Annotated in this window: 12 protein-coding genes; 5 read left to right on the forward strand and 7 right to left on the reverse strand. The window is 67.2% G+C overall.

The genetic code is table 11. The features are described 5' to 3' along the window. Window positions 1-9 precede the first annotated feature (9 nt). Window positions 10-3,540, forward strand: a complete 3,531-nt coding sequence (locus HFK18_RS10040; RefSeq protein ID WP_180166166.1) for a hybrid sensor histidine kinase/response regulator — start codon at window positions 10-12, stop codon at window positions 3,538-3,540. 583 nt (window positions 3,541-4,123) lie between these two features. Here the strand turns inward: HFK18_RS10040 and mdtD are convergent. The 5 genes from mdtD to HFK18_RS10065 all read right to left on the reverse strand — a co-directional run bounded on the left by mdtD (window position 4,124) and on the right by HFK18_RS10065 (window position 8,749). Next, window positions 4,124-5,533, reverse strand: a complete 1,410-nt coding sequence (mdtD, locus tag HFK18_RS10045; RefSeq protein WP_180166168.1) for a multidrug transporter subunit MdtD — start codon at window positions 5,531-5,533, stop codon at window positions 4,124-4,126. 91 nt (window positions 5,534-5,624) lie between these two features. Then, window positions 5,625-6,707, reverse strand: a complete 1,083-nt coding sequence (hemE, locus tag HFK18_RS10050; RefSeq protein WP_032951968.1) for a uroporphyrinogen decarboxylase — start codon at window positions 6,705-6,707, stop codon at window positions 5,625-5,627. 28 nt (window positions 6,708-6,735) lie between these two features. Then, on the reverse strand, window positions 6,736-6,975 hold the full coding sequence (locus HFK18_RS10055) for a WGR domain-containing protein (protein WP_099818886.1): 240 nt from the start codon (window positions 6,973-6,975) through the stop codon (window positions 6,736-6,738). A gap of 122 nt (window positions 6,976-7,097) precedes the next feature. After that, window positions 7,098-8,210, reverse strand: coding sequence for a 3-dehydroquinate synthase (aroB, locus tag HFK18_RS10060; protein ID WP_180166170.1), 1,113 nt, complete (start codon window positions 8,208-8,210; stop codon window positions 7,098-7,100). Then, window positions 8,207-8,749 (reverse strand): shikimate kinase, encoded by a 543-nt coding sequence (locus HFK18_RS10065; protein ID WP_100553243.1) that lies wholly within the window; start codon window positions 8,747-8,749, stop codon window positions 8,207-8,209. Before HFK18_RS10065 ends, aroB begins: the two co-directional genes overlap by 4 nt. A 98-nt stretch (window positions 8,750-8,847) precedes the next feature. Here HFK18_RS10065 and HFK18_RS10070 point away from each other — a divergent pair, with 98 nt between their 5' ends. Next, entirely contained in the window at window positions 8,848-9,051 is a 204-nt protein-coding gene (locus HFK18_RS10070) for a dodecin family protein (protein ID WP_049465447.1), read from the forward strand. A 6-nt stretch (window positions 9,052-9,057) separates the two neighbouring features. Here the strand turns inward: HFK18_RS10070 and HFK18_RS10075 are convergent, their stop codons facing one another. After that, entirely contained in the window at window positions 9,058-9,885 is an 828-nt protein-coding gene (locus HFK18_RS10075; protein ID WP_180166172.1) for a kinase, read from the reverse strand. A 40-nt stretch (window positions 9,886-9,925) separates the two neighbouring features. Between HFK18_RS10075 and pdxH the strand changes: the two genes are divergently transcribed. Next, window positions 9,926-10,525 carry a pyridoxamine 5'-phosphate oxidase gene (pdxH, locus tag HFK18_RS10080; protein ID WP_180166174.1) on the forward strand — a complete coding sequence of 200 codons (600 nt, stop codon included), beginning with the start codon at window positions 9,926-9,928 and terminating at the stop codon, window positions 10,523-10,525. Window positions 10,526-10,676: 151 nt separating this feature from the next. On the opposite strand, the gene prpR is transcribed toward pdxH, so the two are convergent. Beyond that, window positions 10,677-12,260 carry a propionate catabolism operon regulatory protein PrpR gene (gene prpR / locus HFK18_RS10085; RefSeq protein WP_180166176.1) on the reverse strand — a complete coding sequence of 528 codons (1,584 nt, stop codon included), beginning with the start codon at window positions 12,258-12,260 and terminating at the stop codon, window positions 10,677-10,679. 156 nt (window positions 12,261-12,416) lie between these two features. Between prpR and prpB the strand changes: the two genes are divergently transcribed. Together prpB and prpC are read left to right on the forward strand one after the other, a co-directional pair. Further along, window positions 12,417-13,310, forward strand: a complete 894-nt coding sequence (gene prpB, locus HFK18_RS10090) for a methylisocitrate lyase (RefSeq protein ID WP_089236473.1) — start codon at window positions 12,417-12,419, stop codon at window positions 13,308-13,310. A gap of 35 nt (window positions 13,311-13,345) precedes the next feature. Then, window positions 13,346-14,503: a 2-methylcitrate synthase gene (prpC, locus tag HFK18_RS10095; protein ID WP_089236472.1), complete on the forward strand. Its 1,158-nt coding sequence runs from the start codon at window positions 13,346-13,348 to the stop codon at window positions 14,501-14,503. The last annotated feature ends 63 nt before the right edge of the window (window positions 14,504-14,566 follow it).

The following is a 14,566-nucleotide window of genomic DNA, read 5'->3' on the forward strand; positions in this document are numbered from 1 at the left end:
AGGCCATCGGTGGTGTATCTGCGGGCAGTGACGCTGCTGATGCTGCTGCTGTGCTGCCTGGCGCCCGCTGCCGCGCAGCCGGTGCCACCTTCGCCGCGGCAGGTCACCGTGTTCGATGGGTTGCCGTCCAACACCGTCAACCGCATGGCCGAAGACCGCTACGGCTACCTGTGGATTGCCACCAACGATGGCCTGGCCCGCTACGACGGGCGCAACTACCGCATCTGGCGTTCCGAAGACGGCCTGCGCGACAACCGCATCTGGAGCGTGCTGGTCGATGCCCGCAACGAGTTGTGGATAGGCACTGAAAATGCCGGTCTGGTGCGGATGTCGGCCGATCGCCGGCAGCTGCGCTTCTACGACCGCAGCAGCCAGCCACTGATGGGCAGCAATACGGTCTGGAGCCTGGCTGCGACGCCGGATGGCGCGATCTGGTTCGGCACCCACGAAGGCGGCCTGTACCGGCTGGACAGCAATGATCGTCTGCAGCGGTTCCTGCCCGAAGCCAACAACCCGCGCAGTCTGCCGGCCGCATCGGTACCGTACCTGGCCACGATTGCCGACGGCAGCCTGTGGGTCGGCACCAAGCATGGTGTGGCGCGCTGGACCGGCACCGATTTCGAACGCATCGGCGGCGACCTGGTGCCCAGCCTGCTGATCAATGGTTTGACCGCCGAGCCCGACGGCAGCCTCTGGATCAGCACGATGGCCGGGGCCACCGTGCGCCGCCCGGATGGCCGTTTCGAATCCGTGCCCTGGACATTGCCGGCCGGCGACCAGGTGCTGGGCATGATGCTGCGCGACGAGCAGGGCGGGCACTGGCTGGATACCCGCAGTGGCCTGGGCCGGGGCATCGATGGCCGTTACCAGACAGTGCCGCTGTACAGCGCCATCGCCCGTGGCCTGGTGCGGCCGAACTGGACCGGCGCCTATGAGGATCGCGAAGGCGGCATCTGGCTGGCCAGCACCAATGCCGGCCTGTGGCATCTACTGCCGCGCTGGTGGCAGTTCTCGGTGTTCTCGCGGCTGGAGGATGATCCGTCCTCGCTGCGCAATTCCTATGTGCTGGGTACCAGCCCCTCCAGCAATGGTGGCGTGTGGACCGTCGGCAGCCATGGCGCGCTGGACCGTTTCAATCCACGCACGGGCGTGATCGAGCAGCACCGCACCTTCGTCAACGGCATGCACTGGCTGACGTCGGTGCGCGAAGACCGGCAGGGACGGGTGTGGGTGGGTTCGACCGACGCCTTGATGCGCTACGACCCGCGCCGGGGCGAGCTGCGGCGCTGGGGCCGGGATGCCGGTGCCGACGCGACCATGGAAGGCAACATCGAGGCGATGATGACCTGCGATGGCGACAGCCTGTGGTTGATGCTGTCGGCGGGCCTGCAGCAGCGCGACCTGGACGGGCACGTGCGCCGGCAGCTGGAAAACGGCCAGGACGGTCTGCAGGCGGGTCAGCTCAATCTGGACGTGGAATGCGGTCCGCAGGACCGGATCTGGCTGGCCAGCAGCCGTGGCCTGCTGCAGTGGCAACCGGACGCGCAGCGCTTCCAGCCGGTGCCCGGCGCGCCGGCCACGGCGGTGTATGCCCTGCACGTCGGCAAGGACGGCCAGGTCTGGTTGTCCGAAGATGGTCGCCTGTCGCGCTACCTCTGGAGCCAGGGCAGGCTGGAACGGCAGGCGGTAGTGGGCGCGGAGCAGGGCTATCCGGCGATCTCCGCCACCGGTCTGGTGGTCGACGCACAGGGCGTGGCGTGGGCGACCAGTGCCCGTGGCCTGGTGCGGGTCAGTGCCGATGGCGAGAGCGTACGCCTGTATGGGGTGCACGATGGGCTTCCCAGCCAGGAGTTCCGCGAACACACCCTGATTGCCTCCGCCGCTGGACGCATGGTGGCCGGTACCCCCGCTGGTGTGGTGGTATTCGATCCCGAGCAGGTGCGGCCTTCCACCCGGCGTGCGCCGCTGGTGATCGAGCGGGTGGAGGTGCGCCGCAACGAACAGTTGCTGGACCTGACCCATGACACGCCGCTGCAGATCGCCGATGGCGACCGCGACCTGCGTATCGTCGCGCGCCTGCTGTCCTTCGCCGATTCGGCCTCCAACACCTACCGCTACCGGTTGGCCGGCTATGACCCTGATTGGGTCGAGGTGGGCCCGGCAGGCGAGCGCCTGTTCTCACGCCTGCCACCCGGGGCCTACCGGCTGGAAGTGCAGGCGCGCTCGGCCGACCACGTGTGGTCGCGGGTGCAGACCCTGGAATTCCACGTGCAGCCGCCATGGTGGCGCAGCTTGTCCGGCCTGCTGGTGCTGGCCTCGATTGCGTTGCTGCTGACCAGCTGGTTCGCCTGGCTCTACCGGCGCCGGCTGCAGCGCCAGCACGCCTATCAGCTCGCCCTGCACAAGCAGGATCTGGCCGAACACGCGTCGGCGGCCAAGACGCGGTTCCTCGCCAATCTCGGCCATGAAATCCGTACGCCGATGACCGGCGTGCTGGGCATGAGTGAACTGTTGCTGGCCTCGCCACTGGATCCGCAGCAGCGTGGCTACACCCAGTCGATCCGGCATGCGGGTGAGCACCTGCTGCATCTGGTCAACGATGCGCTGGATCTGGCGCGGATCGAGTCCGGGCGCCTGGAACTGCAATCCAATGCGTTCGGTCTCAATCGCCTGCTGCAGGATCTGGCCGCGCTGATGGGACCGCTGGCTGCGCAGAAGGGCCTGCGGTTCATCCTCGACAACCAGTTGCCGGCAGGGCTGCAAGCGACCGGCGATGCGATGCGGGTGCGACAGATCCTGCTCAACCTGCTCTCCAACGCGGTCAAGTTCACCAGCCGCGGCAGCATCACCCTGCACGCGCGCTGCGAGGAAGGGCCGCGTGGGCTGTATTTCGAGGTGCGCGACACCGGCCCGGGCATCAGCCAGGAGCAGCAGCAACGGTTGTTCCGGCGTTTCGAACAGGCTGATGGCGCGCGCACTGCCGCGCAGTACGGTGGCAGCGGCCTGGGCCTGGCGATCTGCCGCGAGCTGGCACTGGCCATGCAGGGCCGGATCCGCGTGGAAAGCCAGCTGGGCAGCGGTACCTGCTTCGGTGTCAGCCTGCCACTGCCGCTGCAACAGGGTGCGGCCAGCGACGGAGGTGCCGACAGTGATGCCGCTGCTGCCGCGGTCAACATGCCACCGCTGCGGGTGTTGCTGGTGGAGGACGATGCGACCGTGGCCGATGTGATGTGTGGCCTGCTCGCGACCCGTGGCCATGAGGTGGTCCACGCCGCCCACGCGCTGGCCGCACTGCGTGAGATCAGCGCAGGTGATTTCGATGTCGGCCTGCTTGATCTGGATCTTCCGGGCCTGAGCGGTTTCGAACTCGCCCAGCATCTGCGCAACCAGGGCTACACGCTGCCGCTGCTGGCAGTGACCGCGCGCACCGACCCCGATCTGCAGCAGCAGGTGGAAGCGGCGGGCATCGGTGGTTTCCTGCGCAAGCCGGTGACCGGTGAGCTGCTGGTGGAAGCGATCGCCCGCGTGCTGGGGAGGTAGGGATTCGGCAGGGCTGCGCCCTGCACCTGCAGAGGCAACGGCAACGGCCGAAGCAACAGCAACAGCCGAAGCAACAGCAACAGCAACAGCCGAAGCAACAGCAACAGCAACAGCCGAAGCAACAGCAACAGCTGGCTATCCGTGGGATGGCGGGGTGGGTCCGGTTGCGGGGGACGCCGTAAACCCGTCCATGGGGGCTTGGCCGCGGCATCCATGCCGCGGACACCCCCGCAACCGGACCCACCCCGCCTTCGACAGATTTCCGCGATCTGTCGGAACGGCGTTCTGTGTTGCTGTTGGTGGGTGTCGACCTTGGTCGACCCCAGAATTATTTCGATATCTGAAAGAGATTCATCCACGCATGGCGTAGATCCATCAGCCACCGGAAATCTGTCGAAGGTGGGGCGGTGTCGGATTGCGGGGTGTCCGCGGCATGGATGCCGCGGCCAAGCCTACAGGGACGTACTTGCGGCGTCCCCGCAATCCGACACCGCCCCGCCATCCCACGGATAGCCCGCTGTTGCCGTTGCTGTTGCTTGCGTAGTGGCCTCTGCAGGTGCAGGGCGCAGCCCTGCCGAACCCACTACTCCGCCACGTGCTCGACCTCGCGCGGCTCCGGCTTGGTGTCGGGCAGCTGCCAGAAGATCAGCGTCGAGGTCAGGGTGATCGCGCCCACGCACAGGAACGTGGCATGCAGCGCAGCCGTCGCGCCGTGGCCTTCCAGCTGAGTGCCGAACGCGGCCAGCAGGCTGCCTGCAGCCGCCGCACCGAAGCCGGCGGCGAGCATCATCACCATCGACAGCAGGCTGTTGCCGGAACTGGCGAACTCGCGATCCAGGTCGCGCAGGGTGACGGTGTTCATCACGGTGAACTGCAGCGAATTGACCGCACCGAAGAAGGCCAGCTGCAGCAGGCGAATGCTCAGGTGCTGGCCCGGTGTCATCAGGATGAAGCTGGCCATCGCCAGGCCGACCAGCACGGTGTTGGTCATCAGTACGCGGCGATAGCCGTAGCGTTCAACCAGCTTCACCGCCAGCTTCTTCGACACCATGCCCGCGGCCGCCACCGGCACCATCATCAGGCCGGCGTTCATCGGCCCCAGGCCAAGGCCGACCTGCAGCAGCAGCGGAATCAGCATCGGCATGGCACTGCTGCCGATGCGCGAGAACAGGTTGCCGAGAATGCCGATGCGATAGCTGGGCACGCGGAACAGCGCCAGCGAGAACAGCGGTGCCGTTGAATTGGCCGCGTGCAGCCAGTAGCCGACCAGCGCAGCCAGGCCGGCCACGGTCATCAGCATCACCAGCGCGTGCGGTGTGCCGAGCCCGGAGATGCCATCCAGCGCCAGCGACAGCACCACCATCGCAAAGGCCAGCATGGCGTAGCCGCGCAGGTCGAAACGGGTGCGGTGGCTGGCGTAGTGGTCGGGCATGATCTTCATCGCTGCGATGAAGCCGATGACGCCGATCGGCAGGTTGATCAGGAACACCCAGTGCCATGATGCGATTTCGACCAGCCAGCCGCCCAGGGTCGGGCCGATCAGCGGACCGACCAGTGCGGGGATGGCGATGAAGCTCATCGCACGCAGGAAGTCCTCGCGAGGCACCGAGCGCATCACCGCCAGGCGCCCGACCGGCAGCAGCATCGCACCACCGATGCCCTGCAGCACGCGTGCGCCGACCAGCTGGTGCAGGTGCTGGGCCAAGGCGCAGGCCAGCGAGCCGAGGGTGAACAGGATGATCGCTACCAGGAAGGTGCGACGGGTGCCGTAGCGGTCGGCGATCCAGCCGGAGGCGGGGATGAAGGTGGCCACGGCCAGTGCGTAGCTGAACACCACCGACTGCATCTGCAGGGGGCTTTCGCCGAGGCTGGCTGCCATCGCCGGCAGCGCCGTGTTGACGATGGTCGAGTCCAGCATCTGCATGAAGATCGCCAAGGAAACCAGCCACAGCAGTGGGCGCTGGCGGGTGTAGGTCGATGGCGCTGTGGACATGGGGTGGGGCCGGTGCAGCGTGGGGGCACCATGATCGCGCACTGCGGGTCACGGCGCGATCAACATCGCGCCGCGACTGCATGCGGAATGCTCAGCGTTGGCTGTGCGCGTGCACCGCGTCGACCAGCACCTGTACATGGGCCGGGTCCATGTCCGGCGACATGCCGTGGCCGAGGTTGAACACGTGGCCCTCGCGCGAACCGCCATTGCCGGCGGCATAGGTGTCGAGTACGCGTGCGGCCGCGGCGGCGATCGCATCGGGCGAGGCATACAACGTGGTCGGGTCCAGATTGCCCTGCAGGGCTACGCGCCCGCCAGTGCGGCGCAGTGCTTCATCCAGGTCCAGCGTCCAGTCCAGGCCGAGCGCATCGGCGCCGGTCTGCGACAGCGCTTCCAGGTGCAGGCCGGTGCCCTTGCCGAACAGGATCAGCGGCGTGCGCTCGCTGCCTTCGCCGCGCTCCAGGCCTTCGGCGATGCGCTGCAGATAGCGCAGCGAGAACTCGCGGTACATCGCCGGCGACAGTACGCCGCCCCAGGTGTCGAACACCTGCAGAGCCTGCGCACCGGCGGCGCGCTGCGCGCCGAGATAGGCGATCACCGCGTCGGTGGTTACCTCCAGCAGACGGTGCAGGGCCTGCGGATGATTCAGCGCCATCGCCTTGATGCGGGCGAAATCCTTGCTGCCGCCGCCTTCGACCATGTAGCAGGCCAACGTCCACGGGCTGCCGGAGAAACCGATCAGCGGCACCTGGCCGTCCAGTTCGCGGCGGATCAGGCGTACCGCGTCCATTACGTAGCCCAGGTCCTGTTCCATGTCCGGGACCGCCAGCCTGGCGATGGCCGCTTCATCGCGCACCGGGTGGCGGAACTTCGGGCCTTCGCCTTCGACGAAGTACAGCTCCAGGCCCATTGCATCGGGAATGGTGAGGATGTCCGAGAAAAGGATGGCCGCGTCCAGCGGGAAGCGGCGCAGCGGCTGCAGGGTGACTTCGCAGGCGATCTCCGGGTTCTTGGCCATGGCCAGGAAGCTGCCGGCCTTGGCCCGGGTGGCGCGATATTCCGGCAGATAGCGGCCGGCCTGGCGCATCAGCCAGACGGGGGTGCAGTCCACCGGTTCGCGGCGCAGGGCGCGCAGCAGGCGATCGTTGCGGAGAGGGCTGGTCACAGTGGGCATTCCTTGGGCGAAAAGGGCAGCGGCGCAGTCAGTCGCCGTGCGAAAGAATCTGGAAGCCCCGATGCAGTTCGGCATCGCGGGCCTTCTCGTAGGCGTGGCGGGCTTCGTCGGCCTTGAGGTACAGCTCGCGCCGCAGCTGCGAGCGGGCGCCGACGCGGCCGGATTCGCGCAGCAGCTCCCAGCCGCCGAACAGGTCCGGGACCAAGGTCAGGCGCAGGAAGCGCGGTGCCTGGGCACCGTCGGCGGGTTGTTGCAGGTGGACGTGCATGGCGTCGATTGTAGCGGGGGTGGTGTGACCCCTGCCGCAACGCGGTAGTGCCGGCCGCTGGCCGGCAACCTCATGAAACCTCCCCGGTGGCGCCGGGCCATGCCCGGCGAACGCGGAAGCGGTCAGCCTTCGCCCAGCACCTTCAGTACCGCCGCTTCATCCACATCCGGCACCACTTCGGCACGGCCCATGCCGCGCCACAGCACCAGGCGCAGACGGCCGGCCACGTTCTTCTTGTCCAGGCGCATGCGGCCGAGCAGGGCCTGCGGGTCCAGTCCGGCGGGGATTGCCACCGGCAGGCCCAACTGCTCCAACAGGGCCTGCAGGCGCACACGGTCGGCGTCCTCGGCCAGGCCCAGCTGGGTGGAGAGGCGGGCCGCCAGCACCATGCCCACCGCCACGGCCTCACCGTGGTTCAGTGCATCGCGCCCCGGTGCGGAGTAGCCCTGTTCGGTTTCGATGGCGTGGCCGAAGGTGTGGCCGAGGTTGAGCAGGGCGCGCTCGCCCTTCTCGAAGGGATCGCGCTCGACGATCGCCGCCTTGTGCCGGCAACTGCGGGCGATGGCCTCGGCGATCACGGCATCTTCGCCGGCCGCCAGCGCGTCGGCATGCTGCTGCAGCCATTCGAAGAACACCGCATCACCCAGTGCACCGTACTTGACCACTTCGGCCAGGCCGGCGCGCAGTTCACGCGGCGGCAGGGTGTCCAGCACGCGGGTATCGGCGATCACCGCACGCGGCGGATGGAACGCGCCGACCAGATTCTTGCCGGCCGGGATATCCACGGCGGTCTTGCCGCCCACCGAGGAGTCGACCATCGCCAGCAGCGTGGTCGGCAGCTGCACGCAGTCGACGCCGCGCATCCAGCAGGCTGCGGCAAAGCCGGCAAGGTCGCCGACCACACCGCCGCCGAGGGCGAACACGCAGGCATCCCGGGTTGCGCCGAGCGCAGCCAGCGCCTCGATGACCGAGCCGAACTCGGCCAGGGTCTTGGAGGCTTCGCCGGCAGCCAGCACATGCTCACCCACGATCAGGTCCGGGCGTGCGGCCAGCAGGGTCTGTTTGACGGCATCCAGATAGCGCGGCGCAACCTCGCTGTCGCTGACCAGCAGCACATGGCGGCCACGTACATGGTTGGCCAGCGCGGAACCTTCGGTCTGGGCGCCGGCGCCAATGGTGATGGAGTAGGGGCGGTCGCCGCCAACGGCGACCTGCAGCAGGGCAGGGGAAGTCATGCAGTGGGGTCCTGTCGCTGCCAGTGCGTGGCCAGCTTGAGCACAAGCTGGGCGGTCGCATCGGCTGCGGTAAACGGGTCGGTATCAAGGGTGACATCGGCCAGGTCGCGATACAGCGGGTCGCGATGCGCGGCCAGATCCTGCAGTACCTGTTCGCGGTCCGGCCGCTGCAGCAGGGGGCGCGCCTTGTCGCGTGACAGGCGCTCCAGCTGGGCCGCGACGCTGACCCGGAGGTAGACGACAAAGCCACGCCGGGCGATCAGGGCGCGATTGTCCGGGTCGAGCACGGCACCACCGCCGGTGGACACCAGCTGGCCACGGCCGGCCAGCACCTGTGCCAGTGCCTGGCGCTCATGGGCGCGGAAGCCGGCCTCGCCGGAGTGTTCGAAGATCGTGGGGATGCTGGCCCCGGTCGCATCGACGATGGCCTGGTCGACGTCGACGAAGTCCAGCGTGAAGCGCTCGGCGAGGCGGCGGCCGATGCAGGTTTTACCGGCGCCCATCGGGCCGATCAGGATCAGGTTCGGAGCGGGATTCATGCCCTCTGATGCTAACACCTCCGTGCCTTGGCCTTTACGTTCTTCACGTCAGGGTGGAGGTTCCTGCGGGGTTTCCCGCGCCTGACGGAGTACCTGCCATGTCGGTTGCCAAGGTCATCGAAATCAATGCGTCCTCGCCCAAGAGCGTGGAGGACGCGGTGCGCAGCGGATTGAAGAAGGTGTCCGGGACGGTCAAGGGCATCCAGGGCGCCTGGATCAACGAGACCAAGGTGGTCACCGACGGCAACGGTGAGATCACCGAATGGCGGGTGAACCTGCGGATCACCTTCCTGGTGGAGTGAGCCTGCTCAGCGCAGCCCCAGCACCTGGCGCTGCGCATCCAGCACCACCATCCGGTCGGCAATGGCCGGCAGCGCACGCAATGCCTGCCGGCTGACCCGCTCGTAGTACTGCACGAAGCGCTCCAGCTGTGGCCGGCTCATGCCGTGCCGGCCTGGCTGGGCCGCCTGCAGGTTCTGCTCCTGCTGCCAGCGCCAACGCGGCACCACCGAGAAATCCGGTGGCTGCAGGAACCACAGGCGGTCGCAGCGCTGCCACAGCGCCGGATAGTCGCGGGCCAGCGCCTGGTTGCACCAGCGCCGCCAGCGGCCATCGGCATCGGCCTCCCGCTCCAGGGCGTTCAGAGGAGTATCCAGTTCGGACGCGTCCTGCGCCGGAGTGCCGAGGAACCAGCCCTCGAACACCAGCAGGTCCAGCGGCTTTTCGAGGTGGGGCCACTGCGCTTCGGGCAGGCGCTCGTCGGCCAGTTTGTCGAAGCGGGGCAGGGCCAGCGGCTGTCGTGCGGCCACTGCATCCAGTACCGCATGCGCCAGCGGCAGGTCGTGGGTGCCCGGCGGGCCACGGGTGATCAACAAGGGATGCACCTGACGTGCCAGGCGCTGGCGCTGCGCGCGGGTCAGGTAGACATCGTCGATGGAGAGCGTTGCGGCGTTCAGGCCACGGGCCTGGGCACGGGCGACCACCTGCGCGGCCAGCGTCGATTTGCCGCTCCCCTGCAGGCCGCTGATCGCCAATACTGGAACGGCTGTACTGCTGCCCAGCGCGTCATCCAGCGCCTGCTCGACCACTGTTTCGGGGAATCCTTTCACCTGGGGCATGTACGCAGCAGCGACCATGCCGCCACAATAGCCCAAACCGTGTGAGAAGAATGCTGTCATGAGCGACCTGTACGCCGAAGCCCTGTCGACCTTTGCCGCCCTGTTCGAAGAAGCGAAACAGAGCAGCGAGGTGGAGCCCAATGCGATGACTGTAGCCACTGCCGATACGCAGGGCCGGCCGTCGGCGCGAACTGTGTTGCTGAAGGCGTTCGACGAGCGCGGCTTTGTGTTCTACACCCACCTGGACAGCCACAAGGGCAGCGAACTGCAGGCCAATCCGCAGGCAGCGCTGCTGTTCCTGTGGCGCAGCCTGCGCGAGGCCGGCATCCAGGTGCGCATCGAGGGGCGCGTGGAGCAGGTGGCCGACGCCGAGGCAGATGCCTATTTTGCCAGCCGTCCGCGCATGAGCCAGATCGGCGCATGGGCGTCGCTGCAGTCGAAGACCTTGAGCACGCGCGAGGAGTTCGACGCGCGCGTGGCCGAGGTCGAGGCACGTTTCGACGGCAAGGACGTACCGCGTCCGGACGGCTGGAGTGGTCTGCGGGTGGTGCCTGACCGTATCGAATTCTGGTACGGCGCGCAGTTCCGCCTGCACGAGCGCTGGTGCTATGAAGCGGGTGCCGAAGGGCGCTGGAGCAAGCGTCTGCTGTACCCGTAAGGCGTAGTGATGAGGCGCGTGTGGCACTTGTAGTGCCCCGCGATGCCAGTAGATCCACGCCATGCGTGGATGAGGTGTTTGACGGAAGAGCGGTGCGAGCCAAGGTTCGCACCCACCAGACATCGGTTCGCACCCACCAGGCAACAGGCGGTTACAACCCCTCCGCGCGCAGCCACCGCCACAGCGTGGTGCGCGATACGCCCAGCGCCTGTGCCATGCCTTCGCGGTCATTGCGGTGTTCCTGCAGCAGCGCCTCCAGCTGCGCACGCGGCGGTCGCTTGCCGTTGCTTTCCACCGGTAGTGCCGCGACGCCTTCGTTCACCAGCTCAGGCGCCAGCTGCAGCAGTCGCGCGGCATCGATCAGCCCTTCACCCGGCTGCCAGTGGATGCGCAGCCGATCGACCAGATTGCGCAGCTCACGCACATTGCCCGGCCAGTCGGCAGCGCTGAGCAGGGCCAGCGCTTCTGCATCCAGCGGTGCATCGATGCCGCGCAGCTGGCGGAAGAAGTGCGTGGTCAGCAGCGGGATATCGCCGCGACGCGCGCGCAGAGTCGGCAGCGCGATGCGCAACGCGGCCAGCCGGTAATACAGATCGCGACGGAAGCTGCCAGCCGCCGCGCGCTGTTCCAGCGATTGCAGGGTGGCGGCGACCACGCGCAGGTCGACGGGCGTCGGTTCGGTTGCACCGACGCGCAGCACCTCGCGTTCTTCCAGCACGCGCAGCAGGCGGGTCTGCAACGGTAGCGGCAGTTCGCCGATCTCATCCAGGAACAATGTACCGCCGTCGGCGGCCTCGACCAGGCCGACGCGACCACCGCGCCGCGCACCAGTGAAGGCGCCATCGCTGTAGCCGAACAGCTCGGCCTCCAGCAGCGATTCGCTGATCGCGCCGCAGTTCAGTGCGACGAAGCGACCCCGCCGGCCGCTGGCCGCATGCAGCTGGCGAGCTACCAGTTCCTTGCCGGTGCCGGTCTCGCCGGTGACCAGTACGGTGCTGTCGTGCGGGGCGTACAGCGCGATCTGTGCACGCACGTCGGCCATCGCGTTGCTGTCGCCGAGCAGCGCATGCGCATCGGCGCGCGGTGTGGCCCGTCGGCGCGTAGCCGGGCGCGCGTCCGCCGATCGTGCCAGGGTCTGGGTCAGTTCCAGCGCGTGCTCGAAGGCCTGCCGCACCGAATCTGCCGAGTACAGCAGTACGCCGGGCAGGCCTGCCTGTTCGGCATGGTCGATGGCCATGCCGGTGCCGACGATCACTTCGATGCCGTTGGCGCGCAGGTCGGCGATGCAATCGCGGGCGTCTTCGCGGGTGACGAAACGGCGATGCTCGATGTCCAGGCCGAAGCTCTGCTGGAAGCTGCTGAACACCGGCACGTCGCTGGCGTGGGTGACCAGCCCGATGCGTGGGGCGATGCGGCGCGCCCGCGCCAGCGCTTCCATCAGATCGAAACCGTTGGCCTGGATCGGCACCAGCGGCAGGTCCAGGCGGCCGCGCAGCCAGGCCGCGTTGGAGCCGCCAGCGATCACGACATCGCAGTGCTCGCGGCGCAGGCGTTGGCCGATCACGTCCACTGCTTCCTCGAAGCCGAGGTTGATCTGCTCGATGCGGGCGCGGCGGTCGAATTCGGGAATGACATCGCCCAGCAGGCCGGTCAGGCGCGAGACGCTGACGGTCCAGATCACCGGGCGGCCGGGGTCGGCATCGGCATGGCGCAAGGGCGAGCGGGGCAGGTACATGGCGCGGGGATCGGGTGTGGCGATGTTTCATGATACATCTGTTTCAATGTTTCATATGTTTCGCCGAGGTTGGGTGGTCATCCCCGTGAAATCAATCGCTTGCAGGTTGGCACGGTGCTTGCGCTTACCTCCCCGTCCTTCAACCTGGATCGCCGCATGACCGCTTCCACCCCCTTCTCCGCTGGTGCCCGCTTCCGCGAGGCGCTGGCTGCCGAATCGCCGCTGCAGGTGATCGGCGCGATCAACGCCAATCATGCGCTGCTGGCCAAGCGCGCGGGTTTCCGTGCCATCTACCTGTCCGGCGGCGGCGTTGCGGCCGGTTCGCTGGGCCTGCCGGACCTGGGCATCAACACCCTGGAAGACGTGCTGGTGGACGTGCGCCGCATCACCGATGTCTGCGACCTGCCGCTGATGGTCGACATCGACACCGGCTTCGGCCCGAGCGCGTTCAACATCGCGCGCACCGTGAAGTCGCTGATCAAGGCTGGCGCGGCCGCCTGCCATATCGAAGACCAGGTCGGCGCCAAGCGCTGCGGTCATCGCCCGGGCAAGGAGATCGTCTCGCAGGGTGAAATGGTCGACCGCGTGAAGGCGGCGGCCGATGCCAAGACCGATCCGGACTTCTTCCTGATTGCACGCACCGACGCCATCCAGGTGGACGGCGTGGACAAGGCCATCGAGCGCGCCATCGCCTGCGTCGAAGCTGGTGCCGACGGCATCTTCGCCGAGGCCGCCTACGACCTGGAGACCTACCGCCGCTTCGTTGATGCGGTGAAGGTGCCGGTGCTGGCCAACATCACTGAATTCGGCGCGACCCCGCTGTTCAGCCGCGACGAGCTGGCCTCGGCCGGCGTGGCCATCCAGCTGTTCCCGCTGTCGGCGTTCCGCGCCGCCAACAAGGCGGCCGAGAACGTCTACCAGACGGTCCGCCGCGAAGGCCACCAGCGCAACCTGATAGACAGCATGCAGACCCGCGAGGAGCTGTATGACCGTATCGGCTACCACGCCTTCGAGCAGCAGCTCGATGCGCTGTTCGCCGCCAAGAAATAAGCAGTACCCTGCACCATCAAGTTTCGGAGGGAAACATGAACGATACGACCGCAACCCCGACCTTCAAGCCGAAGAAGTCCGTCGCCCTGTCCGGCACCGCCGCCGGCAACACCGCGCTGTGCAGCGTCGGCCGCAGTGGCAACGACCTGCATTACCGCGGCTACGACATCCTGGACCTGGCCAACACCAGCGAGTTCGAGGAAATCGCCTACCTGCTGGTGCACGGCAAGCTGCCGACCCGCGCCGAGCTGGTTTCGTACAAGGCCAAACTGAAGTCGCTGCGTGGCATTCCGGCTGCGGTGAAGGCTGCGCTGGAAGAACTGCCGCCGTCGGCGCACCCGATGGATGTGATGCGCACCGGCGTGTCCGTACTCGGCTGCGTGTCGCCGGAGAAGGACGACCACAACCATCCGGGCGCACGTGACATCGCCGACAAGCTGATGGCCTGCCTGGGCTCGATGCTGCTGTACTGGTACCACTGGAGCCACAACGGCCGCGCGATCGACGTGGAAACCGACGATGACTCCATCGGTGGCCACTTCCTGCATCTGCTGCACGGCGAGAAGCCGCAGGATTCGTGGGTGAAGGCGATGCACACTTCGCTGATCCTGTACGCCGAACACGAGTTCAACGCCTCGACCTTCGCCTGCCGCGTCATTGCCGGCACCGGCAGCGACATGTACAGCGCGATCTGCGGTGGCATCGGTGCGCTGCGCGGTCCCAAGCACGGTGGCGCCAACGAAGTGGCGTTCGAAGTACAGAAGCGCTATGACAACCCGGACGAAGCCGAGGAAGACATCAAGGCCCGCGTCGAGCGCAAGGAAGTGGTGATCGGTTTCGGCCACCCGGTCTACACCGTGTCCGATCCGCGCAACAAGGTGATCAAGGACGTCGCCCGCGAACTGTCCGAAGAACAGTCGAGCCTGAAGATGTACGACATCGCCGAGCGCCTGGAAACGGTGATGTGGGACATCAAGAAGATGTTCCCGAACCTGGATTGGTTCAGCGCCGTCAGCTACCACATGATGGGCGTGCCGACCGCGATGTTCACCCCGTTGTTCGTGATCGCCCGCACCGCCGGCTGGAGCGCGCACATCGTCGAACAGCGCATCGACGGCAAGATCATCCGCCCGAGCGCCAATTACATCGGCCCGGAAGATCGTGAGTTCGTGGCCATCGACAAGCGTTCCTGATCATCGCCACTGTTGCACTGCTGCATGCATCCGGCCGGCCCCGTGCCGGCCGGATGTTTTCGC

Origin of the sequence: Stenotrophomonas sp. SbOxS2, assembly GCF_013416715.1 — a bacterium.
GTDB classification, from domain to species: Bacteria; Pseudomonadota; Gammaproteobacteria; order Xanthomonadales; family Xanthomonadaceae; genus Stenotrophomonas; species Stenotrophomonas lactitubi.